At 61.8% G+C, this 25132-nt stretch carries 26 protein-coding genes and 1 tRNA gene; 12 read left to right on the top strand and 15 right to left on the bottom strand.

What is annotated here, in order from left to right; translation table 11 throughout:
- Positions 1-297 precede the first annotated feature (297 nt).
- A complete protein-coding gene (locus tag C8K44_RS21630) occupies positions 298-1650 on the top strand; it encodes a DNA cytosine methyltransferase (RefSeq protein ID WP_281063006.1) in 1353 nt (450 codons plus the stop codon).
- Positions 1651-2084: 434 nt separating this feature from the next.
- Here C8K44_RS21630 and C8K44_RS21625 read toward each other — a convergent pair whose 3' ends face one another.
- The 7 genes from C8K44_RS21625 to C8K44_RS21595 form a co-directional block, all read right to left on the bottom strand.
- Complete coding sequence (locus C8K44_RS21625; protein ID WP_109577840.1) at positions 2085-3017, bottom strand: HNH endonuclease; 933 nt, start codon at positions 3015-3017, stop codon at positions 2085-2087.
- 39 nt (positions 3018-3056) lie between these two features.
- Positions 3057-4307 carry a type II restriction endonuclease gene (locus C8K44_RS21620; protein WP_199227169.1) on the bottom strand — a complete coding sequence of 417 codons (1251 nt, stop codon included), beginning with the start codon at positions 4305-4307 and terminating at the stop codon, positions 3057-3059.
- Positions 4308-4760 (bottom strand): very short patch repair endonuclease, encoded by a 453-nt coding sequence (locus C8K44_RS21615; protein WP_109577839.1) that lies wholly within the window; start codon positions 4758-4760, stop codon positions 4308-4310.
- Positions 4760-6010 (bottom strand): DNA (cytosine-5-)-methyltransferase, encoded by a 1251-nt coding sequence (gene dcm / locus C8K44_RS21610; protein WP_109577838.1) that lies wholly within the window; start codon positions 6008-6010, stop codon positions 4760-4762. The genes C8K44_RS21615 and dcm overlap by 1 nt, the downstream gene beginning before the upstream one ends.
- Before the next feature lie 123 nt (positions 6011-6133).
- Complete coding sequence (locus tag C8K44_RS21605) at positions 6134-6469, bottom strand: DUF2958 domain-containing protein (RefSeq protein WP_109577878.1); 336 nt, start codon at positions 6467-6469, stop codon at positions 6134-6136.
- A gap of 325 nt (positions 6470-6794) precedes the next feature.
- Positions 6795-6871 (bottom strand) — tRNA-Arg (locus C8K44_RS21600).
- Between the two features lie 102 nt (positions 6872-6973).
- A complete protein-coding gene (locus C8K44_RS21595; protein WP_109577837.1) occupies positions 6974-8137 on the bottom strand; it encodes a M20 aminoacylase family protein in 1164 nt (387 codons plus the stop codon).
- A gap of 209 nt (positions 8138-8346) precedes the next feature.
- Between C8K44_RS21595 and C8K44_RS21590 the strand changes: the two genes are divergently transcribed.
- Complete coding sequence (locus C8K44_RS21590) at positions 8347-9492, top strand: D-alanyl-D-alanine carboxypeptidase family protein (protein ID WP_109577836.1); 1146 nt, start codon at positions 8347-8349, stop codon at positions 9490-9492.
- Positions 9489-10598, top strand: coding sequence for a GTP-binding protein (locus C8K44_RS21585; protein ID WP_245417581.1), 1110 nt, complete (start codon positions 9489-9491; stop codon positions 10596-10598). The genes C8K44_RS21590 and C8K44_RS21585 overlap by 4 nt, the downstream gene beginning before the upstream one ends.
- A gap of 20 nt (positions 10599-10618) precedes the next feature.
- On the opposite strand, the gene C8K44_RS21580 is transcribed toward C8K44_RS21585, so the two are convergent.
- The 5 genes from C8K44_RS21580 to C8K44_RS21560 form a co-directional block, all read right to left on the bottom strand.
- Positions 10619-10852, bottom strand: coding sequence for a sulfurtransferase TusA family protein (locus tag C8K44_RS21580; RefSeq protein WP_199227167.1), 234 nt, complete (start codon positions 10850-10852; stop codon positions 10619-10621).
- A 5-nt stretch (positions 10853-10857) separates the two neighbouring features.
- Positions 10858-12120, bottom strand: coding sequence for a murein L,D-transpeptidase family protein (locus tag C8K44_RS21575; RefSeq protein ID WP_109577833.1), 1263 nt, complete (start codon positions 12118-12120; stop codon positions 10858-10860).
- Positions 12121-12345: 225 nt separating this feature from the next.
- On the bottom strand, positions 12346-13296 hold the full coding sequence (locus tag C8K44_RS21570; protein ID WP_109577832.1) for an acetyl-CoA carboxylase carboxyltransferase subunit alpha: 951 nt from the start codon (positions 13294-13296) through the stop codon (positions 12346-12348).
- A gap of 98 nt (positions 13297-13394) precedes the next feature.
- Complete coding sequence (locus C8K44_RS21565; protein ID WP_109577831.1) at positions 13395-14306, bottom strand: site-specific tyrosine recombinase XerD; 912 nt, start codon at positions 14304-14306, stop codon at positions 13395-13397.
- A complete protein-coding gene (locus tag C8K44_RS21560) occupies positions 14303-14452 on the bottom strand; it encodes a histidine kinase (protein WP_109577830.1) in 150 nt (49 codons plus the stop codon). The genes C8K44_RS21565 and C8K44_RS21560 overlap by 4 nt, the downstream gene beginning before the upstream one ends.
- A gap of 132 nt (positions 14453-14584) precedes the next feature.
- On the opposite strand from C8K44_RS21560, the gene C8K44_RS21555 reads away from it, so the two are divergent.
- The 3 genes from C8K44_RS21555 to C8K44_RS21545 are packed head-to-tail and all read left to right on the top strand — an operon-like array spanning position 14585 to position 17234.
- Positions 14585-15208: a shikimate kinase gene (locus C8K44_RS21555; protein ID WP_109577829.1), complete on the top strand. Its 624-nt coding sequence runs from the start codon at positions 14585-14587 to the stop codon at positions 15206-15208.
- Positions 15205-16320, top strand: a complete 1116-nt coding sequence (gene aroB, locus C8K44_RS21550) for a 3-dehydroquinate synthase (protein WP_109577828.1) — start codon at positions 15205-15207, stop codon at positions 16318-16320. The genes C8K44_RS21555 and aroB overlap by 4 nt, the downstream gene beginning before the upstream one ends.
- A complete protein-coding gene (locus C8K44_RS21545; protein ID WP_109577827.1) occupies positions 16317-17234 on the top strand; it encodes a transporter associated domain-containing protein in 918 nt (305 codons plus the stop codon). The genes aroB and C8K44_RS21545 overlap by 4 nt, the downstream gene beginning before the upstream one ends.
- Positions 17235-17240: 6 nt before the next feature.
- Here the strand turns inward: C8K44_RS21545 and C8K44_RS21540 are convergent, their stop codons facing one another.
- Both C8K44_RS21540 and C8K44_RS21535 read right to left on the bottom strand, forming a co-directional pair.
- The gene (locus C8K44_RS21540; RefSeq protein WP_109577826.1) at positions 17241-17768 is read right to left on the bottom strand and encodes an arsenate reductase ArsC; all 528 of its coding nucleotides are present in this window, start codon (positions 17766-17768) and stop codon (positions 17241-17243) included.
- Positions 17769-17824: 56 nt separating this feature from the next.
- Entirely contained in the window at positions 17825-18127 is a 303-nt protein-coding gene (locus C8K44_RS21535) for a BolA family transcriptional regulator (RefSeq protein WP_109577825.1), read from the bottom strand.
- 141 nt (positions 18128-18268) lie between these two features.
- Here C8K44_RS21535 and C8K44_RS21530 point away from each other — a divergent pair, with 141 nt between their 5' ends.
- The 5 genes from C8K44_RS21530 to C8K44_RS21510 all read left to right on the top strand — a co-directional run bounded on the left by C8K44_RS21530 (position 18269) and on the right by C8K44_RS21510 (position 23344).
- Complete coding sequence (locus C8K44_RS21530; protein WP_109577824.1) at positions 18269-18895, top strand: J domain-containing protein; 627 nt, start codon at positions 18269-18271, stop codon at positions 18893-18895.
- Positions 18896-19011: 116 nt separating this feature from the next.
- Entirely contained in the window at positions 19012-19998 is a 987-nt protein-coding gene (gene cobS / locus C8K44_RS21525) for a cobaltochelatase subunit CobS (RefSeq protein WP_109577823.1), read from the top strand.
- Positions 19999-20010: 12 nt separating this feature from the next.
- The gene (gene cobT / locus C8K44_RS21520; protein WP_109577822.1) at positions 20011-21909 is read left to right on the top strand and encodes a cobaltochelatase subunit CobT; all 1899 of its coding nucleotides are present in this window, start codon (positions 20011-20013) and stop codon (positions 21907-21909) included.
- Complete coding sequence (locus tag C8K44_RS21515) at positions 21906-22925, top strand: esterase-like activity of phytase family protein (protein ID WP_109577821.1); 1020 nt, start codon at positions 21906-21908, stop codon at positions 22923-22925. Before cobT ends, C8K44_RS21515 begins: the two co-directional genes overlap by 4 nt.
- Before the next feature lie 47 nt (positions 22926-22972).
- The gene (locus C8K44_RS21510; protein ID WP_109577820.1) at positions 22973-23344 is read left to right on the top strand and encodes a nuclear transport factor 2 family protein; all 372 of its coding nucleotides are present in this window, start codon (positions 22973-22975) and stop codon (positions 23342-23344) included.
- A 136-nt stretch (positions 23345-23480) separates the two neighbouring features.
- On the opposite strand, the gene C8K44_RS21505 is transcribed toward C8K44_RS21510, so the two are convergent.
- Positions 23481-24818 carry a saccharopine dehydrogenase family protein gene (locus C8K44_RS21505; protein ID WP_281063005.1) on the bottom strand — a complete coding sequence of 446 codons (1338 nt, stop codon included), beginning with the start codon at positions 24816-24818 and terminating at the stop codon, positions 23481-23483.
- Here C8K44_RS21505 and C8K44_RS21500 point away from each other — a divergent pair.
- Entirely contained in the window at positions 24703-25131 is a 429-nt protein-coding gene (locus tag C8K44_RS21500) for an Lrp/AsnC family transcriptional regulator (RefSeq protein WP_109577818.1), read from the top strand. The genes C8K44_RS21505 and C8K44_RS21500 overlap by 116 nt on opposite strands.
- Position 25132: the final 1 nt, after the last annotated feature.

The raw sequence follows: 25132 nt of genomic DNA, 5'->3' as shown, positions 1-25132 counted from the left end.
GCGGGCTTGGTCTGCTTCCAACTCAGCCTTCGCTTTCCGATAACGTCTTCAGAGATATAGATGACTGACGAGGCCCTGGCGGTATCGGGCTGGTCGCGTGCAGCCCTCGTCTCGCGCTAACGCCGCCAACTAGCTGCCCAAGAGCGAACCTTCATGGGCCAGAAGCGGTCCTTGCAGGAGGGATGCGCCAATGGCAGCAAGGTCGAATCCTGCCCTTTGGCCCGCTTGATCTTTACCTGCCATCAAGGGACGATTCCGTAACTGGAAATTCAGTTACGGACGGGGAGTGTTTTAAGGGTGCGGGCAGTTGAACTTTTTGCAGGCGCGGGCGGCATGTCGCTCGGCCTGAGGCGGGCAGGATTCGACTTGGTGCAGGCCTATGACTCGTGGTCGCCAGCGGTCGAAACGTATCGGCGCAATGTCAGCCATCACGTCTGGCAGCACGATCTCAAGGATATTTTCCATGTCGCGCCGATGATCGTGGCGCTTGCTCCGGATATCATCGTCGGTGGACCGCCCTGTCAGGATTTCTCTGCGGCTGGCGAGCGCGTCGAAGGCGAGCGGGCTGCGCTCACGCGGGCTTTCGCGATGCTGGTCACGCTCGCGCGGCCGACGTGGTTTTTGATGGAAAATGTCCCGCAGGCTGCGAGTTCCAAGGCCTGGGCGGATGCCCGCGCGATGTTGGTAAAGGCGGACTACGGTCTCACGGAAGTAAAGCTGAATGCCAGTTTCTACGGGGTCCCGCAGGCAAGGAAACGACTATTTGTTATCGGCCGACTTGGCGAAGCTAATGGCTTTCTCGACTCAACCCTCGCGGCCGCTCGATCAACTCGGCCAATGACCGTGAGGGACATGCTCGGGGACGCTCTCGGTGATGCCTTCTACGCGCAACCGCGTATGCCAGGGAGACACGGTATTTGGAGCGCGGACGGTCCAGCCCCAACGATGTGCCGTTCCTCGCGACGGCCGATGCCTGCAAGCTATCAGCCGCACCCAGCCGATGCGGACCTCTTGGAGCGCGGTGCCTTCTACACCCGCCCTTACTATGAGGGACGTGGTGTCCGGACACTGGACGAACCCGCACCTTCCGTGATCCGCACCACGCGGGAGCGGCCTCGCCCGAAATACTTGGCAAGCCCCCATCATGCCGATCCTATTCCAGCCTCACAGGCTGCCATCCTGACACAGGATCAGGTCGCGCGTATTCAGGGCTTTCCTATCGGCTGGGACTGGTCGGCAGCTTGCTCGCGCGACATTGACCAGATGATCGCGAACGCGGTTCCTGCACCACTGGCGGAAGCCATCGGCAGGGTGATCCTGGCTCGTCAGGCAGGTGAGAGCATTCCGGGGATTCAGGGCCGTTTCGGTCAATGGCTTCGGCTGCGGCGGGGCTTCTCCAAGGCAGCCGTCCGGAACTGCAAGTCACGGGCGAACAGAGCGCGGCGGCTGCTGGGCGGGCGCACCTTCGCGGATGTGGCGATGGAACTGGCGACGCTGGAAGCCACCGAAGGATTCAGCACCCTGCCGACAGGAACGCGTTCCGATCTCCGCGCCGCTCTGCGGCTCCTTCGGGAATGGCAGGCGGAGCCGAAAGCGAGGCGAAAAGGGAAAGAGAAAGCTGCGGCGGAGGTCGCGGCACTTGCGGCGTAGGAAAGTCTCAAGGGCTCTGCCCGCCGCGCCCCTGCGGGGCTTGGCTCCCGGGATACAGAAAAAAAAGAGGAAGGACCCGCCGATGTCGCTTGACCCTTGCCCGCCAACGGGTCAGCCTTGGAGCACGGTACAGCGGGGACGCGATGACCGTAAAAGAGGAAGGCCCGCCCCTCGGAGGCGGGTTTTTCTTTGCCTGCCGCACGCATCTGCCCCCCTCAAGGAAAGAGCAGCGCATAAAGCGGAGCCGTCGGGATGTCCGCAGATTCGGACAAGCCAAACCGATGGCGGAGGCCAATTCGCGGCCGTGAGCTCGGTTAATAGGTGTGCCGTAGGAGGTTCAGCATAGCGGCGGCGGAGACGCGAACCGGGACCGACCCACCCCGACGAGCGGTCCTTTTGAAAGAAAGGCAGGCATGCCAAGCAGCCATCTAGAGCTATAGCCCTGCGACATTCTTCAAATGCCATTCGAGGGCAGACAGGTCGGGCCGAAGCGAGAGATTCGAAGGATCCCGAATAGGCTGTCCATCGAAAGGAAGCAGATGCGTGTTGCGGGCATCCGCTGCTGCCTTCGGATTGATGACTACCTTCCTGTCAGCCCCGACACCAAACAATCCTGCGTCGAAAGCCCAGTGATGAGACCTGCATAGCGCCAACCCGTTTCGGGCATCGTCCGCTCCTTTTAGGCCTCGGGGGACAATGTGAGCAGCCTCGGCCTCCTGAATATTTTCACCAGCATGGCCAAGCCCGCAAACAGCGCAACGGTGATCGTACAGAGGCAAGACGCGCCGTCCAAATGCCCTGTTCCGAGCAATCCGCTTGACTCTGGATTCGTGAAGAGCGGCGCTGTTGTCGAAAAGGTCGAAAGGCAGGAGTTCTTGCTCTTCCTGGTCCTTTTCGCAGGCAGCTATCTCTGTCTCAGGAACTGGGGGGTCCAGTGTGTCCAGAGGCCCCCACGGCCTCCCGGCGGCCTTCGACAGAATGGCTGGAAAGCTTGGAGTTCCCGCGCGATGAAGCGTCAGCCGATAGAAAAGCGGGTCGGAGAGGCTGCGCTCCATGACAAGTAAATCATCTTTCTTTGCCAATGATCGGATCGGGCCAAGATTGTCAGTTAGTCGCCGCTCAAGGCGGGTGCCTCCCCATGACTGATACTGATATCGAGTGTTGGCCAACCCAACTTGATGAGCTCCGTCGAACATTGCGGCGTTCAGTCGAATGTCAGGCGCAAAATTTGAGGCGGAAGGCAGCGCAAGCTGAGGGAAGAAGCCTGCCAGATCCTTTACAATGACTATTCCTGCCTGCTTGCCTTTTGCCTGGCCAGTATCGTTTTTTGCCAACTGTTTGAAAAATGGCCGATCGAATTCTTGCATTTTGCCCCTCCAGAAAGGGGCATTTCTTGCAGCGATTCGCTATGACTGTCGATCGATGACCACAGTAATGAATGCAGACAGGTCCATGAGCCATGCCTGCTGAGTCAATCTGTACGTCTGATGCAACTTCCTCGGCACAACAAGCTGTAACAGCTTTGCACGCATTTCATCTGTTTGGTTCTCGGAAACGCCTGGCTCCAATGTAAGGAGGTGTTTCTCCTCGATCCTTACGGCCTCGGAGAGTACCTGCCGCCAGCGGTCCTTCACGGTGGATTTGGAGCCAAGCATAGTCAGACGTGCGGTTGGAAACGTCGTGTCTCGGTATTCGGGCTGACCGGGAAACAGGAAGTCCGGTTTGTTCCTGTTTTCCGTCTCGACACCGTGTGCGAACCGGATCTGGTTCGCCTCAAGCACGGCTGCGATGTGATTTTCCAAGGCGGCTCCGGCACGGGCCTTCCTGCGGTTCTGGACGCTGAGCGAGAACGCTATGAAACCATCCACATCGGCACCATCAACCAGCGTGAACCCCTGAGCGATACGCTCGGCAACGATGCGCCTCTCAAGTCGTCGGAAAAGCTGTTCTTCCCGTTCCATCCATAGCAACAGGGCCTCGTCCGGATCGTCCGCTGCATTGACACCGAGGAGCGACGAACGTGCCAAGCCAGAAAGAACGCTGGTCGTCGGAAATTTCAGTCCGAACTTCTCGATAAGGCCGTCCAGCTTGTCGGCCTCTTTCTCTTCCAGTTCGATGCCAAGCTCATCAAGGATGTACCGGGCTGCAAAATCCAGTTCGGCATCGTTACCGTCGCCAATTTCCTGTGATTCGAACTTCATGCCTATCTGCTCGTCCAGGCCGAAGAGCCAAAGCAGCTGGTTCCTGATGGTGCTTTCGTCGGGTGTTACGATGAAAAGGATGTGGCTGTCTGGCTTCCTGGCAAGAAAGAGGACATCGCCGGGCTTCATCAGTTCGGTGACGGCGTTGCTCTGGTAATAGAGCCGCCATTCAGCACTTCGCTTCGGCTGGTTCCTGCGAGAATCGTACCAGGACAGAAAGCCTTCCTCCGACAAAGCTTCCTGCTCTCCACCAAGCCAAATGTAGGTAGCGGAGAAGCGGTTATCTGTCTCACCTTTCGGGAATTTGCGATCCTCGCTGCCGAGAATCCTGAGAAGCGGCTCCGACCCGGTGACTTCATGCTGGTTGGAAGACTCCGGATTGGCATCGACGGCTGCCAGCCGCTTGACGGCCACACCCTCGAAATGCTCGGAAAGCAGCCCCCGCCGTATGGCCATTCAGATGCCTCGTATTTCAAGCCGCTGCTCGCTGCCACGCAGCCAGTCGGCACACAATCCGATCACGTCGGCAATGTCCCGGCGTGTACGACCCTTCAGACTGCATTCCCAAACGACACCAATCCGCCAGCCCGCCCGGCTCAGCTCGTCATCCGCCCTTCGGTCGACTTCACGGTTTCGAGCGATTTTCTCTGACCAAAAATCTGGACGGGTCGATGGCATGCGAAACAGGTGACAGTCATGCCCATGCCAGAAGCAGCCATGCGCGAACAGGACTGCGTGATATCGGGGAAACACGATGTCCGGTTTTCCGGGAAGGGAGCGGTCATGCAACCTGTACCGGAACCCGGCGGCATGGAGCGCACGGCGCAGGGTCAATTCCGGTTTTGTATTTGTGCCGCGAATGCCCGCCATCATACGGCTGCGGACATCGGGCGACACTATGTCGGGCATTATGCTGCCACCGCACTTCGATCTGGCCGCGTGATAACTGGCACAACATGCGGTGCGCGCTCGGCCTGATTGGGTTGCCCGATAGCCTTGCGGATGTGAGGTTCGATCGCCTTCGCTATGAACTCCACGACAGGAACTACGACCGCGTTTCCGAACTGGCGATATGCCTGGGTGTCGGAAACCTCGATCCGCCAGCGGCGATCGCCCCTGTCAAAGCCCATGAGCCGTGCACACTCCAATGGGGTAAGGCGACGCGGCCTCTCACCAGGCTGCTCGATCAGGACTTCGGATCCGTCCTTATAATACCTGGCCGACAGCGTGCGCGCGACATCCTCCGGTCCGAACAGGCTGTACCCGAACCCGTTGCCTTTCGCCTGATGTTTAGCCTTGTAGTCTTGGAGGTACTGCCAGAGACGCGGTGTCAGGGTATATTTCGGGTCCACCTCGTCGTGCGGCTGGAGGATGTCCTTCAGCTTAGGTCTGGTCTTCGCATTCGGAATCTCAAGGGCATCGAAATCAAACTCTGATGGTTCCCGGAAGCCCACGATGAAAATGCGCTCGCGCTTTTGAGGAACCCACGGCTCAGAGCTAATCACGCGATGCTGGACGTGGTAGCCTAGCTCGTTCTTAAGGACGTTGATGATCGTCCGGAAAGTCGTTCCACCGTCGTGGCGTTCAAGATTCTTGACATTCTCAAGAACAAACGCCGCAGGCCTGCGATGGGCAATAATTTGTGCTGCGTCAAAGAAAAGAGTTCCTTGAGTGTCACAAAGAAAGCCGTGCGGTCTATTCAATGAATTCTTCTTGGAAACCCCGGCAATACTGAACGGTTGACATGGGAATCCTGCCAAAAGCACGTCGTGCTCGGGTATTTTGCTTGGGTCTTTTGAGAATTCTCTAATATCCCCGCCGAGTTCGTGGTTGTCGCGGAAATTCAGGGAGTAGGTCGTGCGTGCTCCCTGGTCCCATTCCGATGTGAAAACGCAGCGGCCTCCAATTGCCTCGAAACCCAGCCTGAGCCCTCCGATTCCGGCAAACAGATCGATGAAGCGGAAGGGTATAGCCGTCGGCTTGGCGATCGGTCTTGCGCCCGCTGCCACGAGACCCTTTAACACGCGTAGATCACGAGGTCTCGGCTGTGTCTGTCCCGTTTCATATCGTCTGACGGTGCGCGCTGAAACGCCCAGTTCCTCAGCGGCCTGCTCTCTCGTTAGTCCACTCTGGCGGAGCAAGTCGTTGAACTCGGACATGAAAACCTCGAATCATCATTCTGGGAAAGACCGAGACATAATGTCATGATCCTTCCCAGATGCAATCCTATGTTCTCTGTATGTTCCTCATGTGTTGTGGTGATGGGGTGAGAGGGACCGTCGCTATGCGACGATCCTGCCATGGCGGCGAGCTTCGGCGGCGTACTCGGACAAAGGCTTGGTGCTCTGGAAGCTCCGATCGCGCTCGACCAGAAGACGATTGGGACCGCGAAGGCTCTGGATTTCCGCGAGTGACGCGTAACCCAGTTCCGGAGTGCCGTGGCCTAGATCGCAGACCCCGAAAAGGGTGTCGTCGTCAGCCGCGAGTTCGGTGAAGAGCCAGATCGCAGAGGTACCTGGGAGAAAGAACTTCACCACGGGGCGGTGATTGACTTCGCCGCGTTCGGAGGTGGCGGCGTTGCGGCGAAGATGGGTGCGAAGCTTGGCAGTGAGAAGCATTGTGGCCTCCAATGTCGGCTGCACCATGCAGCCGTTCTGGAAGCCCGACAGGGCGGGAAAGCGAAGCTAGCTGGATGCCACAGGCACGCTTGCGCCAGTCCATAAGCGTTTCGGAGCGGCCGCCCTATGAAGGCGGAAAGAACGGTGCTTTGAGTGTTTAGGCATTTCGCGGGGGAGGCTCGGCGAATTGGCTCTGCAGAGGCGCACCGGGCACGCAGCTAGAACTAATACCTGAACAGATGGTCCCAAGTTGGTCCCGACCGCATCAGTGGCTCTCGGCACCATTTCGGCATCTTGAAATGTCTATCTATTTCAAGGGCTTGGATGGTGATCCCGACAGGAATCGAACCTGTGACCTACAGATTAGGAATCTGCCGCTCTATCCTACTGAGCTACGGGACCACTCGGCTGCACACATAGCGGCTTCCGGCGGATTCGCCAATGATTTTTGGCGGGCAATGGCGGGATCGGCCAAAGGCCTGACGATCCCGCCAAAAACAGTCGTCAGGCAGCCAGTGCGGTCTCGGCAAGGCGCACCCAATAGCTGACGCCGTGGGGGATGACCTCGTCGTTGAAGTCATATGCGGGGTGGTGGAGATTGGCGCTGTCGCCGTTGCCGATGAAGATGAAGGCGCCGGGGCGGGCTTCCAGCATGTAGGAGAAGTCCTCGCCGCCCATCAGCGGCTGGATCGCCCGGTGCACCTGGGTCTCGCCTGCGACGGTTGCGGCGACATCGCCGGCAAACACCGTCTCGTCCGGGTGGTTGACGGTGACGGGGTAGTTGGAGTCGTAGTCGAGCTCGATCGTGGTGCCGGTCGCTTCCGAAATGCCGCGGCAGGCCGCGCTCATGCGCTCCTGGGCTAGCTTTGCGACTTCCTTCTTCAGCGTGCGCACGGTGCCGGCGATCACGGCCTGTTCGGGGATGACATTGTAGGCCGAGCCGGCAATGAACTTGGTCACCGAAACGACGATCGCCTCGGCCGGGTCGGTGTTGCGCGAGGCAATCGTCTGCAAGGCAGACACCAGCTGGCTGCCGGCAACGATGGGATCGATGGCGCGGTGCGGCATGGCGGCATGGCCGCCCTTGCCCTGGATGGTGATGGTGAATTCGGCGGTCGCGGCCATGATCGCGCCCGGACGGATGGCGAACTGGCCGACCGGCAGGCTTGGCATGTTGTGCATGCCAAAAACCTTCTGGATGGCGAAGCGCTCCATCATGCCGTCCTTGACCATCTCGTTGCCGCCGCCACCGCCTTCTTCGGCGGGCTGGAAGATGACGGCGACGGAGCCGGCGAAATTGCGCGTCTCGGCGAGGTACTTCGCCGCCCCCAGAAGCATCGCGGTGTGTCCGTCATGGCCGCAGGCATGCATCTTGCCGGGCACGGTCGAGGCATAGGGCTTGCCGGTGATTTCCTCGATCGGCAGCGCGTCCATGTCGGCGCGCAGGCCGATCACGTCGCCGGCACCCAGGCTGCCCTTGATGATGCCGACCACACCAGTCTGGCCGATCCCGGTGACGACTTCGTCGCAGCCGAATTCCTTGAGCTTGCCGGTGACAAAATCGGCGGTTTCGAAGACGTCGAAATTGAGTTCCGGCTTCTGGTGCAGGTGTCGGCGCCAGCCGGCGATCTCTTCCTGCATTTCGGCGGCTCGGTTCAGGATCGGCATGTTTGTCTCGACTTCCTGTTTGTGGACCAGAGGTCCCGATTCGCATTTGTGATCGCGCAGGCTCTGCCATCTTGGCGTCACATAGGCTATTTAGCAGCGGCGGCGACGCCGTGGCCATGGGTTGTTTGCCGGCCAGCGCGTCGCCATCCCGGTTTACGGAAATCTTATGGACGGCCGGCTATGATCGGCAAGAGGCGATTTCGGATTTGATGATGAAGATGCAGTTCGTCAGAAGCATGCTTTTTGGCCTTGCAGCCGCAACCGCGCTTGGCGCCGGCCCCGCGGCCGCTAATCCTGCATTGCTTTTTGATATCAATTCAGGCGCCATCATCGAACACCAGGACGCATTTCTGCGCTGGCACCCGGCATCGCTGACCAAGCTGATGACGGCCTACACTGCCTTCCGCGCCGTCCGGGCGGGCGAACTGGCGCTCAACTCTCCGATCAGGATCAGCAAGAAGGCGGCAGCCTTTCCGCCGGCCAAGATGGGATATCAGCCCGGCTCGGTGCTGACGCTGGACAACGCGCTTAAGATCATCATGGTCAAGTCGGCCAATGACGTCGCCGCGGCGATCGGCGAGAATGTCGGTGGCACCACCGAGGCGTTTGCGGCACGCATGAATGCGGAAGCGCAGCGGCTCGGCATGACCGGCAGCCACTGGGTCAATGCCAACGGCCTGCATGACCCCGACCAGTACACGACGGCGCGCGACCTCGCGATCCTGGTGCGGGCGATTCGCCTCGAATTCCCGCAATACGCGTCCTATTTCGATATCGAAGGCATCATCGCCGGCAAGGCAAAACTCAAGAACTTCAATCCGCTTGTCGGCCGGTTTCCTGGCACCGACGGCATGAAGACCGGTTTTGTCTGCGAGTCCGGCTTCAACCTGATCGCCTCGGCCACCCGTGAAGGCAGGACACTCGCGGCGATCGTGCTTGGCGCGAACTCGCCTGACGACCGTGCCGAAGAAGCGGCCAAGCTGTTGCAGAGCGGCTTCAGCCGCGGCACAAGTTCAGTCACCGTCGCCATGTTGGCGCCTTATGGCGAAAGCCGCGATCTGGTGACCAACATGCGCGAAGAGGTCTGCTCCAAGAAGGCCAAGCATGTGGCTTCCGACGGCCCAGCGCCGACCGAAGCGGGGGCTGCGCCCGACAAGGTTTCGATCATCCCCGAAATGACGCGCCCGCGTAACTGGGTGACCGTCAGCCTGGGTGGCGCAACCGGGCCCAAGCCCAAGGGACTCGGCGGTCGCGACCTGATCGAGTATGCCGACGTACCCTTGCCGACATGGCGGCCCGACAGGCCAGCGCCGGCAGGAGCCGCGCCGCTGGTGTTGGGGGCAGCCAGGTCGTGAACCCGCAAGCCGTCTTTCCGATCCCCGTATCGGTGCTGACCGGTTTTCTCGGTGCCGGCAAGACAACGCTGCTCAACCGGCTCCTGAAGGACCCGGAACTGGTCGATACCGCCGTCATCATCAACGAATTCGGTGACGTCGCAATCGATCATCTGCTGGTCGAAAAGGCCTCGGACGGCGTCATTGAGCTTTCCGACGGCTGCCTGTGCTGCACGGTGCGCGGCGAACTCGTCGATACGCTCGCCGATCTGGTCGACCGCTTGCAAACCGGCCGTATCAACAGGCTGGCGCGCGTGGTGATCGAGACCACCGGTCTTGCCGATCCGGTGCCGGTGCTGCAGTCGATCATGGGGCATCCGGCCCTGATCCATGCCTTCCGGCTCGACGGCGTCATAACAGTCGTCGATGCGGTCAACGGTTCAGCGACGCTCGATGCGCATGTCGAGGCGGTCAAGCAGGTGGCTGTCGCCGACCGCATCGTTCTGACCAAGGCCGACCTCGTCGACGATGCAGAATGGCTCGAAGCGCTGAAGGTCAGGCTCGCCCGCATCAATCCGGGCGCTGAAATCCGCGCCGTCGAGGGCGCAGGAGTAGCAAGGCTTCTGCAATGCGGACTGTACGATCCGGCGACCAAGACCGCCGACGTGCGCCGTTGGCTGGGCGCAGTGGACGATCACGACCATCACCACCATGATCATGACCATGATGATCACCACCACGAGCATGCGCATCATCACGATGCGCGGATCGGTTCGTTCTCGCTGACGCACGATGGTGCGCTGCCATTTTCGACGCTGGAGATGTTCCTCGACCTTTTGCTGTCGACGCAGGGCGACAAGCTGTTGCGCATCAAAGGCATCGTTGAACTGATGGAAGACCCGGCGCGGCCGCTGGTCATTCATGGCGTTCAAAAGATGCTGCATCCGCCGGCGCGGCTGCCGGCATGGCCGGACGCGGTGCGTGGCACCCGGCTGGTATTGATCGGTATCGATCTGCAGCAGGACTATGTTCAGCGGCTGTTTGCGGCCTTCGTCAACAAGCCTGCCATCGACACGCCCGATCGCCAGGCGATGGAAAACAATCCGCTGGCGATAGCGGGCCTGTAAGCCCTACGATTTTCAGGAATTCAGGGGCCGCGTTCGATCAGGAAGCGGTGCCCGCCTGTAACGGCGGCTGTCTCGACCAGCCTGTGGCCGGCATCCTGGCAAAAGGCGGGAATGTCGATCACGGCAAGCGCGTCGGTGGTCTCGACCCACAAAAGGCTGCCCGGAACCATGTCGGCCAGGCGACGCTTTGCCTTGAGTACGGGCAGGGGGCAGTTGAGCCCCCTGAGATCATAGATATCTGCCGTTTCGTGCACTGCGATCAGCTGCCGAACAGCCCGAGCAGCTTGTTCTTGAGCTTGGCGGTGGTGCCGGCCTGTTCGACCGGTGCCGCCTCCGCAGCCTGCGCAGGAGCTTCGGCGGCCACGGGCGATGGCGACGGTATGGTCGCGGTGACAACAGGCTGCGCAGATGCTGCCTTGGCCGCCTTCGCCGCGGCGGCGGCAGCTGCCTTTTGTTCGGCGGCCTTCTTCTTTGCGGCTTCGGCGGCGTCGAGCGCCGCCATGCGGCGACCTGCTTCCGAATCGATGCGGCCCATGCGCTCGGTCACGGTCACCGTGCCGTCATGGTTCATGGACGGTGGCTCGATCGGCACGCGCTCGCCGCGCGCCCGCTTCTTGGTCCAATCCGAGACGATGGCCGCCTCCTTGACGCCGGCGATCGTCGGCTTGGGCGCATCGGCGCTGCCCTTCGAGGCGCTGGCGAAGGCAGCATCATACTTGCTCTGATAGGCCTGGTATGCCGTCTGCAGGCCTTGCGGCTGGGTGAAGGCCGGGCAAGTGCCAGTCGGGTTGAATGCACCCGTGCCTTCGGCGTTGAAAACGTAGCGCTTTTCGCAGACGTCGACCTTCGGCGGCACCTTGGTGATCTCGAAGTGGTCGTAGCCTTCCTTGAGCATCGCCCAGAACTGGTAATTCGGGTCGTTGCGATAGCGCGCCATGTTGGCGGCGGTCATGCGGAACGGAAACGATTGTACCTGGAACTCTGTCTGGCCACCCTTGAAGGCGTCGCGCGCGAAGGCATAGATCTCCTCGATCTGCGCATCGGTCATGGAGAAGCAGCCCGACGAAGAACAAGCGCCGTGCACCATCAGATTCGAGCCGGTGCGGCCGTTGGCACGGTCATAGGTATTGGGGTAGCCGATGTTGAAGGCCAGGTGATAGCTCGAGTTCGGGTTCATCTGTCCCGGGCGGACGGTGTAGAACCCCTCCGGCGACTGGCGGTCGCCTTCGGTGAATTTTGGTCCGAGCTTGCCGGACATCTTGCAGATGTCATAACTGGCGATCAGGTCGTAGCGGCCGTTGGTCTTCTGTTTCCAGACTTCCAGTTTGCCTTCTTCCTTGAACACGCGCGCCAGGACAGGCGAGGTGCGCGTCATGCCCTTGGCGTTCATTTCCTGCACGATCCTGGCCGGCAGCTGCTTGTTGGCATACTGCGGCACGAAATCGTTCACGGAAGATTCCGAACAACCGGCCACCGCGAAAGCGGCCATGAGCAATCCAGCGCGTGCGATATTGGCGATCATCGATAAAGGTCGTCTTCTTCAAATCGGCGACAGCGTAAGCACGCCGTCGACCGGCCCGTCCTGATACTGCCTCGACTCTAAGGCCGTTAACCTTGAAAAATCCTTACCGCAAGTTCCTGGCCCGTCCCACGCACGCAAAGATCACGGCAAGTTCATTGAACGCGCCGAGACGGCTATTTTGTGGCGAAAATGGGCCGTGGCCCATTCAGGCCACAGTTTGCGCGATCACAGGCTGCGGCCGATAGCCAGGTACTTCTCGCGGCGCTGCTCGCGGAAATCGATGTTCGAGCCGGCAAATTCGCTGAACGTCTTGGCAATCAGGTCGCCAGTAGCCGAAATCACCGCTTCCGCGTTGCGGTGGGCACCGCCAAGCGGCTCGGTGATGATCTGGTCGATGATCTTGAGGCCGAGCAGGTCCTGGGCAGTGATCTTCATGTTGGTGGCCGCGTCCTTGGAGCGCGTCGTATCGCGCCACAGGATGGAGGCCGCACCTTCCGGCGAGATTACCGAATAGATCGCATGCTCGAGCATGAAGACGCGGTTGGCCGCAGCGATCGCTATCGCGCCGCCCGAACCGCCTTCGCCGATGACGATGGCGATCGAAGGCACCTTGAGGCCAAGGCTGGTCGAGGTCGACCGCGCGATGGCTTCGGCCTGGCCGCGCTCTTCGGCACCCACGCCTGGATAGGCGCCAGCGGTATCGACCAGCATGACGACCGGAATCTTGAAGCGGTCGGCCATCTCCATCAGGCGCACGGCCTTGCGGTAGCCTTCGGGGCGCACCGAGCCGAAATTATGCTTGAGGCGGCTCTTAGTGTCGGAACCCTTTTCCTGGCCCAGCACAAGCACAGACTCGCCGCGGAAGCGGGCAAAGCCGCCGACCATGGCATTGTCCTCGCCGAAACTGCGGTCGCCGGCGAGCAGGGTGAAGTCGGTGAACAGGCCGTTGATGTAGTCGAGGCAATGGGGGCGGTCGGGGTGGCGTGCCACCTGAACCTTCTGCCACGGCGTCAGCGCCTTGTAGGCGTCACGCAGCGCATCTCGCGAGCGCTTCTCCAGCCGCTTGATCTCATCGCCGACGTCTACAGCCTCGCCGTTCTCGGCGAGCTTCTTGAGCTCGAGGATTTTGCCTTCAAGATCGGCGACTGGCTTTTCGAAATCGAGGTAATTGTACATTGGCGAGCGGACTACCACGCTGAAAAAGGAGGCACTGGGAGCACAAAAACTGCGGCGCCGCGCCAGTGGAACGTGGCACTCACATAGCGATATGGACCCTAATCGGCAAGCGGGTGATGTTCGTTGACCAGTTTCAACAGCCTTTCCTGCAGCACATGCGTGTAGATTTGGGTGGTCGAAATGTCGGAATGACCCAGCAATTGCTGCACGGCGCGCAGGTCCGCACCATTCTGCAGCAGGTGGCTGGCAAAGGCATGGCGCAGCACATGCGGCGATATTTTTGTCGATGCGATGCCGGCGCGAGCGGCAAGCCCCTTGAGGTCTCGGGCAAAAACCTGGCGAGGCAGGTGGCCGCTTTCCGACGCTGCCGGAAACAGGAATGGGCTCTCGGCCTGCTTTGGATCGCGGTTGCGTTCGTCGAGCCAGCATCGCATCGCGGTGCGCGCCTTGGCCGACAACGGTACCATGCGGTCCTTGTCGCCTTTGCCGCGCACAACGAAGAAGCGCTCGTCGCGTAGGGCAACCGTCAGTGGCAGGCTGACGAGCTCTGAAACACGCAAGCCCGTGGCGTAGAGCACCTCGACAAGCGCGTGCATCCGCGTTTTGGCAAGGGCGTCGCTGCCGGCTGGATCGCTGGCCTCCGTCGCTGCCCGGTCGAGCAGCCGGCCGGTTTCTGCCTCGCTCATCGTCTTGGGCAGGGGCCGGTCTTTCCTCGGGCTGTCCAGGATGCCGGTCGGGTCGTCGGCGCGCAGCCCTTCGGCATAGAGGAAACGGAAGAACTGCCTGAGTGCTGAAAGCTTGCGCGCCTGCGAGGTGGCAGCGAAGCCGCGGCCGGCGATGTCGTCGAGATAGCTGCGAATGCCAGCGGAATCGGCGTCGGCGAGGTGTCCGCCCAGATGTTCGGAGGCATCTTCGAGGTCGCGGCGATAGCTTGAAAGCGTGTTGTCGGCGGCACCGCGCTCCGCACTCATCATCTCGAGGAAAGCCTCGATGCGCGCGCCGCTTTTCATTTCTTGGGGGCGAGTTTTTCCGGAGGGATGCGGACTGTCATTTCTGCTTTCTTCGGCTCGACGAACATCACCAGCGCGAACATCGCGCCGTAAGCGATGCCCGCCAGAACCGCGAGCGTGACAAGGAACCGGAAAAGTGTCGGCATCGATGTGTTTGCCCGTCTGTCCTATCCTGTGCCCTTATGGGACGCCATTCCCTGCAATTCAAGGGCGCGTTTGACGCCATGCGCTTGACGCAACGGGGGTTTTCATGTCGATACGCCGGCGAAAGGGACGCCATGACACCCGACGTGCAGACTCCATTTCCCGAAGGCTCCGTAGCTGCGCTGCTCGAAAGGCTCGGCACGCGCTCGATTGTCTTTGTCGGCCTGATGGGGGCCGGCAAGACCGCCATCGGCCGTAAGGTAGCGCAGGCGCTGGGCCTTGCTTTCATCGACAGCGACCACGAGATCGAAAGCGTGTCGCGGATGACCATTCCCGAGCTGTTTGAACGCTACGGCGAGGTCGAGTTCCGCGCGCTGGAGCAGCGCGTCATCGGCCGGGTGCTGGAGAGCGGCCCACAGGTCCTTTCGACCGGTGGCGGTGCTTTCATGAACGCGCAGACGCGGTCGGCTATCGCAGCTCACGGCGTCTCCGTCTGGCTCAGGGCCGATCTCGATCTGCTGATGGAACGCGTCTCCAAGAAGCAGAACCGGCCGTTGCTGCAGAACCCGGATCCGCGCGCCGTGCTCGCCAAGCTGATGGATGAGCGCTATCCGGTCTATGCGCTTGCCGAGCTCACCGTCGCTACCCGGGACGATCGCAAGGAAGCGATCGCCAGCGAGGTCATAGAAGCACTCTGCAATCATCTCGGCGTGCCCGGCAGGATACACGTCTCGGAAGTCTCGGAGGATCACGAATGACAGGCATCGTCACAGTCGAAGTCGGGCTTGGCGACCGCGCCTACGACATCCTGATCGGTCCGGGCCTGATCGCCCGAGGCGGCGAGCTGATCCAGAAGCGCTTGCCCAAGGCGCGCTCGGCGATCGTCACCGATGAAAACGTCGCCGCTGCCCATCTCGAACCGCTGGTGGCGAACCTCGCCGCTACTGGCAACGCGCCTGCGGTGATCAAGCTTCCGGCTGGCGAAAAGACCAAGAGCTTCGATTCGCTTGAAACCGTTGTCGACCAGATCATCGCTGCCCGCCTCGAGCGCGGCGACGCGGTAATCGCGCTGGGTGGCGGGGTTATCGGCGATCTCACCGGTTTTGCTGCCGGCATCGTTCGGCGCGGCATGAATTTCGTGCAGATGCCGACTTCGCTTCTGGCCCAGGTCGATTCGTCCGTCGGCGGCAAGACCGGCATCAACAGCCCACGCGGCAAGAACCTGATCGGCGTCTTTCATCAACCCAAGCTGGTGCTGGCCGACACCGCAGCACTGGACACGCTGCCGCTGCGCGAATTCCGCGCCGGTTATGCCGAGGTCGCGAAATACGGACTGATCGATCGGCCGGACTTTTTCGCCTGGCTGGAGAAGAACTGGCGCGAGGTTTTTGACGGCGGCCCGGCTCGTATCGAGGCCATCGCTCAATCCTGCCGCGCCAAGGCCGACGTCGTCGCCCGCGACGAATTCGAGACCGGCGACCGCGCGCTGCTCAATCTCGGCCATACCTTCGGCCACGCGCTTGAAGCCGCTACCGCCTATGATGGTTCGCGCCTGGTCCATGGCGAGGGCGTTGCCATCGGCATGGCACTGGCGCATCGCTTCTCGGCGCGGCTCAACCTGGCAAGCCCAGACGACGCCGCGCGCGTCGAGGCGCATCTGCGCGACGTCGGCCTGCCCTGGCGCATGGCCGATATTCCCGGCGGCCTTCCCGGTGCCGAGGCGCTTTTCAACTACATCACCCAGGACAAGAAGGTTTCGCGCGGGGCGCTGACCTTCATCCTGACGCGCGGCATTGGCCAGTCCTTCATCGCCAAGGACGTGCCGGCCTCCGAAGTGATCTCGTTCCTCAACGAGAATCACCCGGGATGAGCGAAGCGGGCTGGATCGTTGCGGGAGTTCTGGTGGGACTGGTCCTTGTGGTCCTGGCCTTCCGCGACCGTCTGCTTGCTTCCCTTGGCTATGAGTTGATCGCGCTGACGCCGCAGCGTTCCGCCCATGACGAATTGCGCGGCGCAGTCGATGAGTTCCACCGCGACGGCCATGTGGTCAAGCAGGACCGCGACCAGGTCGGGGGCCTGCTCGACCTCCACGAGCTGGAAGTCTCCGACGTGATGGTCCACCGCACCGCCATGCGTTCGGTCAATGCCGACATCGCCTCCGAAGCGCTTGTCCGCGAGATACTGCAGAGCCCCTATACACGCATGCCCTTGTGGCGCGGCTCGATCGACAACATTGTCGGCGTTGTCCACGCCAAGGACCTGCTGCGGGCGCTCAACGACGTCGAGGGTGACTATTCTCGCGTCGATGTGCCGAAGGTCGCCTCCAAGCCGTGGTTCGTGCCCGACACCACCACGCTTCAAGAGCAGCTCAACGCCTTTTTGCGCCGCAAGCAGCACTTCGCCATCGTGGTCGACGAGTATGGCGAGGTCGAAGGGCTGGTGACGCTCGAAGACATAATCGAGGAAATCGTCGGCGAGATCGCCGACGAGCACGACATCGACGTCCAGGGCGTCAAGCAGGAAGCCGACGGCTCAGTCGTGGTCGACGGCACAGTGCCGATCCGCGACCTCAACCGCGCGCTCGACTGGCACCTGCCCGACGACGAGGCAACGACGATCGCGGGCCTTGTCATTCACGAGACCCAGTCGATCCCCGAGGAAAAGCAGGCCTTCACCTTCCACGGCAAACGTTTCATCGTGATGAAACGCGACAAGAATCGCCTCGCGCGAATCAGGATCAGGCCGGTGGCCGTGGAGGCAGTGGCGCCGCGACGGGCGGACTGAAGAGCTTCAAGCCCCCGGAGGGGTCTTTCCCGTCGCCCCGGCCATCTTTCCAATCTCTTCGAGATGGGAGGTCAGCGCCATGTGGTCGAGGCTGGTCAGGGGCAATGCGAGGAAGGCTCCGATACGGTTGCGCATGTATTTGAAGGCGGTGACGAAAGCAGCCTCCTTTGCGAGATCGCTGCCTTCCGCGTTGCTGGGGTCTTCGATTCCCCAATGCGCATTTGCGGGATGGCCCGGCCAGATCGGGCAGGCTTCGCCGGCGGCGTCGTCGCAGACCGTGAAGATGAAATCCATCTGGGGCGCGCCTTCGACCGCGAATTCGTCCCAGGTTTTCGAGCGAAAACCGTCGGTCGGATAGCCGTAGCTTTCGAGCACTTTGAGCGCCAGCGGACTGACGGCACCCTTGGCTTGGCTGCCGGCGGAGAAGGCGTTGAAATTGGGCGCGCCGTCCTTGCGCAGGATGCCCTCGGCAAGGATCGACCGGGCGCTGTTGCCGGTACAGAGAAAGAGGACGTTGTAAGGCTTGTGGCTCATGGCGAACCCACAGTGCCCGCCTCCTGTGACACTTCTATGACCGCCCCGGCTCCCCCTTACCAGCGTGTCGCTTCGCCGGGTGCTGCCGGCTCGATGGCGAGTGCGTGGAGGCCGGCCTTGAGCTCTGCTGCGAGCGCGTCGTTGACCGCGCGGTGGCGGTCGATGCGGCTCATGCCGGCAAATGCAGGCGCGACGATGCGGATGCGAAAATGCGTCTCGCCCGAGCCGTCGAAGACCGCTTCATGGCCACCGTCGACGTGATGGTGGCCCGCATGCAGGTGGCTTTCGTTGAGCACGGCAAGCCGTTCGGGCGAAAATGCCTTGTTCAGCTTGTCTTCGATGGTCGCCTGTATGGACATCGGTCTCACCTTTCACCACATGTGTCGCCGCGGCTATTGGTGCCTTTGGGCAAAATTGGGCCGCAAATCAGGCGTTAGGGCCAACATCCTTGAAATGTCAATTCTTGTTTCGCCGCGCCAAGAGGCGGTAAATATGATCCGATGAAGCCGTATCCGAAATATTTCGACAAGATCCGCGTCCGGCCCGATCCGGAAGCGGAGGTGAAGTCGCACGCTCCGATCTGCCAGTGGGACGGCTGCAAGCAGCCGGGCACCCACAAGGCGCCGGTCGGCCGCATGAAGGAGGGCGAGTACTTCCGCTTCTGCTTCGACCACGTGCGCGAGTACAACAAGGGCTTCAATTATTTCTCCGGGCTGGCCGATGGCGAAATCGCGCGCTTCCAGAAGGAGGCGCTGACCGGGCACAGGCCGACCTGGACCATCGGTTCCAACGCTGCGGCAGGTTCCGGTGGTGGGGCACGCTCGGCGCCGGACTTCGCCCAGCAGCGGTCTGGCCGCGCCGGCTACTACAACCGCATGCGCGACCCCCACACCATATTTGGCGGGCATGGCACGCCGCGCCAGCGCAAGGCCAAGCCCTTGGAGGCCAAGGCGCTGGAGACGCTCGGGCTTGATTCGAGAGCCACCGGCACCGACATCAAGACGCGCTACAAGGAACTGGTGAAACGCCACCACCCCGACGCCAATGGCGGCGACCGGGGGTCGGAAGACCGCTTCAGGGATGTGCTCCAGGCATATCGCGTGCTCAAGCAAGCGGGATTGTGTTGAGCCAGCCGCGGTCGCGGCCTTTTTCCAACTTTCATCTGGTCGGAAAAGGCTTTAAGACCGCCCCCGAAGAAAATTCGATTGCCGGCGTGGTTTGAAGCCTCGCGCGTGGAGACGCTATGAACAAGGTCGATCGCGACATCACCAACCTGCCAGACACGACAGTGTCGGTGAAAGACACCTTCGGCTTCGATTCGAAGATGGTCGTTCCGGCCTATGCCGCTTCGTCCGAACACGTACCCGACATCGATCCGGACTATCTGTTCGACAAGGCAACCACGATGGCGATCCTCGCGGGCTTCGCCTACAACCGCCGCGTCATGGTGTCGGGCTATCACGGCACCGGCAAGTCGACCCATATCGAACAGGTCGCCGCTCGCCTCAACTGGCCGATGGTGCGCGTCAACCTCGACAGCCACGTCAGCCGTATCGACCTCGTCGGCAAGGACGCGATCGTGGTCAAGGAAGGCATGCAGGTAACCGAGTTCAAGGACGGCATCCTGCCCTGGGCCTACCAGCACAATGTCGCGCTGTGCTTCGACGAATATGATGCCGGCCGCCCCGACGTGATGTTCGTCATCCAGCGCGTGCTGGAATCCTCGGGCCGCCTGACCCTGCTCGACCAGAGCCGCGTCATCCGTCCGCACCCGGCCTTCCGCCTGTTCGCCACCGCCAACACGGTCGGCCTCGGCGACACCACCGGCCTTTATCACGGCACCCAGCAGATCAACCAGGCGCAAATGGACCGCTGGTCGATCGTGACCACGCTGAACTATCTGCCGCACGACAACGAAGTGAACATCGTCATTGCCAAGGCCAAGCACTACCGCGACGCCAAGGGCAAGGAGATCGTCAACAAGATGGTCCGCGTCGCCGACATGACGCGTTCGGCCTTCGTCAATGGCGACCTGTCGACCGTCATGAGCCCGCGTACGGTCATCACCTGGGCCGAAAACGCCGAGATCTTCGGCGATGTCGGCATGGCGTTCAGGCTGACCTTCCTCAACAAGTGCGACGAACTCGAGCGCTCTGTCGTGGCGGAGTTCTATCAGCGCGCCTTCGGTGAAGACCTGCCTGAATCCGCCGCCAACGTCGTACTGGGATAAGAACGGGCTCAGATGGCGGGGCCGGGCGACAACACACGCAACAAGTCGAAGACGGGCTCTGAAGCCGACAGCTTCAAGCGCGCCGTGACCGTGTGCATGCGTGCCATTTCGGGCGACAACGGGCTGGAAGTCGCGTTCGCCAAGGAGCGGCCGGCGCTTGCCGGCAACCGCGCCCGCTTGCCTGAACTGCCCAAGAAGGCGTCGGCCGGCGACATCGCGGTCACACGTGGCCTCGGCGATTCCATGGCGCTCAAGCGCGCCTGCCACGACACCCGCATCCATGCCCGCCTGGCGCCCGAGGGCAAGCAGGCTCGCGCTGTCTTCGACGCCGTCGAGCAGGCCCGTGTCGAGGCGATCGGCAGCCGCGCCATGGCCGGTGTTGCCGCAAACATCACCTCGATGCTCGAGGACAAATACGCCAAGGCAAATCTCGCCGATGTCACCGAGCAGTCGGAGGCGCCGCTCGAAGAGGCGCTGGCGCTGATGGTGCGCGAGAAGCTGACCGGCCAGCCCGTTCCGAAGAGCGGGGAGCGCATGGTCGATCTCTGGCGCGAATGGGTCGAAGACAAGGCCGGCGGCGACCTCGACGGGCTGCTCGGCAGCCTTCAGGATCAGCAGGCCTTCGCCCGCGTCGTCCGTCACATGCTCGCTTCGTTGGAGATGGCCGAGGAATACGGCGACGACCAGGAAACCGAGGATAACGAGGACCAGGACGACGACCAGCCGCAGGGCGAAGAGCAGAGCGAGGAGGGCGGCGAGGACGATTCCGGTTCCGACCAGGCTCAGTCCGAGGATGCCGAATCGTCCGCTGAGGAAGAGCAGTCCGGCGAGATGGAGGCGTCCGACGCCACCTCCGACGAGATGTCCGACGACGACGATGTCGATTCGGAGACGCCGGGCGAGGCGCGTCGCCAAGACAATCCCTTTGCCAACCTGCCCAGGGAAATCGACTACAAGGTCTTCACCACCGCCTTCGACGAGACTGTCGGGGCCGAGGAACTGTGCGACGAAGACGAACTCGACCGTCTGCGCGCTTTTCTCGACAAGCAGCTTGCCAACCTTTCGGGCGTGGTCGGCCGTCTCGCTAACCGCCTGCAGCGCCGCCTGATGGCGCAGCAGAACCGCTCCTGGGACTTCGACCTGGAAGAGGGCTATCTCGATCCCGCGCGTCTCGTGCGCGTCGTCATCGACCCGATGCAGCCGCTGTCGTTCAAGCAGGAGCGCGACACCAAGTTCCGCGACACGGTCGTCACCCTGGTGCTCGACAATTCCGGCTCGATGCGCGGCCGTCCGATCACCGTTGCTGCCACCTGCGCCGACATTCTGGCGCGCACGCTGGAGCGTTGCGGCGTCTCGGTCGAAATCCTCGGCTTCACCACCCGCGCCTGGAAGGGCGGGCAGGCGCGCGAGAAGTGGCTGAAGGACGGCAAGCCGTCAAATCCCGGCCGCCTCAACGATCTCAGGCACATCATCTACAAGAGCGCCGACGCGCCCTGGCGGCGTTCGCGGCGCAATCTCGGCCTGATGATGCGCGAAGGCCTGCTCAAGGAAAACATCGACGGCGAGGCACTGCTGTGGGCGCATCAGCGGCTGATCGCGCGGCCCGAGCAGCGCAAGATCCTGATGATGATCTCGGACGGTGCGCCGGTCGACGACTCGACGCTGTCGGTCAATCCGGGCAACTATCTTGAGCGCCATCTGCGCGCTGTCATCGACCTCATCGAGACGCGCTCGCCGGTCGAGTTGCTCGCCATCGGCATCGGCCATGACGTCACGCGCTACTATCGCCGTGCCGTCACCATCGTCGACGCCGAAGAATTGGCAGGTGCGATGACCGAGCAGCTTGCTTCGCTGTTCGGCGAAGAGCGCGCGCGCGAGACCCGCCGCGGCGGCTTCCGGCACGCGGGATGATCTTTTCCGCGGCCCGATTGCGGCGGTTTGCGTGCGCTGCAACGGCAGCCTTTGCGCTATCGGCTATGCTCAGCGCCTCTTCGCGGGCCGAGCAGCCGGCCATCGAACGGATGGAGATTTCCGCCCGTCCGATCTCGCAGTTCCAGATCGGCCTCGACCAGAAGATGTTCGGTCCGCTCGAATTCGTCGGCGGCCTCGAACTGACCTCGTCGTCGCGCAATTTTGGCGCCTTGTCGGCGTTTCGCTTTCTTGAACCGGGCAGCGATTTTGTCGGAGTCGCTGATACCGGCTTCTGGTTCTTCGGCCGCATCGCCCGCGACCCGGCCTTGCGGCCGACAGGTGTCGAGAATTTCCGCATGGTGCAGATGGTCGACGCGTCGGGCATCGCCTTCGAAAAGAAGTGGCTGGCCGATGCCGAGGGTCTCGCCGTCAAGGACGGCATCGCCACCGTCGGCTTCGAGCGCATGCATCGCGTCGCCCAGTACCAGATCGATCCTGACAACATGAAGCCGCCGCTGTGCGAACTCGATTTCCTGGTGCCGCGCAACGAGCTGCGCCAGAACAGGGGTTTCGAAACTGTTGCCTATTCCGCCGGGAAGGGCGGACTGGTGGTGGTGTCGGAAAAGAGCCTGGATGTGGCCGGCAACATCTTCGCGGCGATCATCGAGGGGCCGCAGAAGGGTGTCTTCACCGTCAAGCGCGACGGCGAGTTCGACATCACGGACGGTGCCTTCCTGCCCGATGGGGATCTGTTGCTGTTGGAGCGCAGCTTCTCGATGGCATCTGGGGTGAAGATGCGGTTGAGGCGCATCGCGTCGGATAGTATCGCCAGGGGCAAGGTCGCCGACGGCCCGGTGCTGCTCGAGGCCAATATGGGCTACCAGATCGACAACATGGAAGGGCTCGATGTCTGGCAGCGCAGCGACGGGGCGCTGATGGTGTCGCTGATTTCCGACGACAACCACTCGATCCTGCAGCGCAATCTCTATCTGGAATTCATCCTGCACGACGATTGAGCGGCGATTTTTCGCTATGGTTGGCACCTGCGATACGGGAGCAAGCCATGTCGTCCGATGTCACCAGCCTCATCGACCGCTATTGCGCGGTCTGGAACGAACCTGACGAGGGGCATCGCAGGGCGCTGCTCCATGCCGTCTGGGCGGAGAATGCCACGTACACCGATCCGCGCGCCGACACTGTCGGTGCCGACGCATTGTTGGCCCATATCGCAAGCATCAGGGCGAGCCGCCCGGGGGCGGCCATCAAGCGCACGACCGCCGTCGATCATCACCATGGCATTGCCCGTTTCGGCTGGCGTGTTGTCGAGGCCGATGGCACGCCGCTGCCCGAAGGGATCGACATCGCCTTCCTGGCACCCGACGAAACGCGCATCGAGCGTATCGTCGGCTTCTTCGGGCCGATGGCGGCGATCTGATCTGCGCGACCCATTGATGCCTGAGGCACGTGCGTTCCCACCGCAGACATTCAGGCAAAAAGAAAGCGAGGGGTCCCTTAACCCCTCGCTGCAAAATCGGACCACCGGGGTATCCTCCCCGTAAGGCGTCCTGAAATCAGGCTGCCAGATGGCTTGTCGCGGCTTGGGCGTAGTTGTGGCCGAAGCGGTTGGCGAGGAAAGCGTCGAGCGCAATGTCTTCCTGGCGGATGAAACCCTGCTGCGGCAGCGCGCCGGAAGCGAGCATGTCGAGAACCGAGCAGATGCCGGATGCAGTGGTGATCTGGATGGCGCTGCGCGTCATCTTGCCCATCTGGCGGCTGTAGATCTTGTTGGCGTAGCTCTCCTGCAGCAGGCGCCCGTTCTTGCGGCCGCTGACGGTGACGAAGATCACCACTACGTCCTGCATGGTGGCGGGCAGGGCGTTTTCCAGGATGTCCTTCAGCACCTCGCGGCGATGGCGCAGGCCGAGATCGTTGAGCAACGCCTTCATGATCGCCGCATGGCCGGGATAGCGGATGGTGCGGTAGTTCAGCGTCCGCACCTTGCCCTTGTAGGTCTCGCACAGCGTGCCAAGGCCACCAGAGGTGTTGAACGCTTCATAGGTGATGCCGTCGAGCGAAAACTCTTCGCGCTCCTCGAGCGGGGGCACTTCGACCAGCGAGCCTTCGACGATCGCCTCGCAGGGCTCGCAGTACTCGTTGATGACGCCGTCGGTGCTCCAGGTCAGGTTGTAGTTGAGCGCATTGGACGGATACTGCGGCAGCGCGCCGACGCGCATGCGTACGCTTTCCAGCGAATCGAAGCGCTTGGCGAGGTCGTTGGCAACGATCGAGATGAAGCCCGGCGCGAGGCCGCACTGCGGGATGAAGGCGCTCTTGGCGGTCGCGGCGAGTTCCTTGACGATGCGGGTCGAGGCGACGTCTTCGGTGAGATCCAGATAGTGCACACCGGCCTTGGCGGCGGCTTGTGCGATGCGCGTGGTGAGGTGGAAGGGGGCTGCAGAGAGCACCGCGAACTTGCAGGCAAGCACTGGGTCGAGCGCGCCGGCTTCGGCGATTTCGACCTTCAGCGTCTGCACGGCGTTGCCTGTCTCCAGCGAATCGAGTGCTGCCTGCGAGCGATCGACCACGGTGACGTTATAGTCGCCTGTTTCGGCCAGCATGTCGGCGATGGTCGAGCCGATCTTGCCTGCGCCTACGACTACGATCTGTTTCATGGTCATGTCCCCTTCGAATGGATTTCGCGCGGATTCTATGTCCGCGTCTCGTCGAAAGGCAGTGTCGGTTTCGCCGAAAAGACGGTATGTATTTGGCAGAACGACGAAGAGTATTGACGAAATGACGACCGATCCCGACCGGGCGCTGCTGAGCCTCCTGCGTGAGAATGCGCGCGCCTCGACCGCCGAACTGGCACGCAAGCTCGGCGTGTCCAGAACCACGGTGCAAAGCCGCATCGAGCGGCTGGAACAGCGCGGCGTGATCTCGGGCTACAGCGTCAAGCTGTCGTCCGACTATGAGAAGAACCTCGTTCGGGCGCACATACTGGTGACGGCTCTACCCAAGGTATCGGCTGCGGTGGAGGCGGTGCTGCGGCGTATCCCCGAGGTGCGCACGCTGCACTCGGTGAGCGGCAATTTCGACATGATCATCGTCGTGGAGGCGCCATCGGTGCGCGATCTCGACGCCTTGATCGACCGAATCGGTGCGCTCGAAGGCGTCGAGCGCACTCTATCTTCGATCATCCTGTCGACGCGAATCGACAGGTAGC

The organism is Aminobacter sp. AP02 (genome assembly GCF_003148805.1).
Taxonomy (GTDB): Bacteria; Pseudomonadota; Alphaproteobacteria; order Rhizobiales; family Rhizobiaceae; genus Aminobacter.
This window is presented reverse-complemented; position numbering and strand designations above follow the sequence as displayed.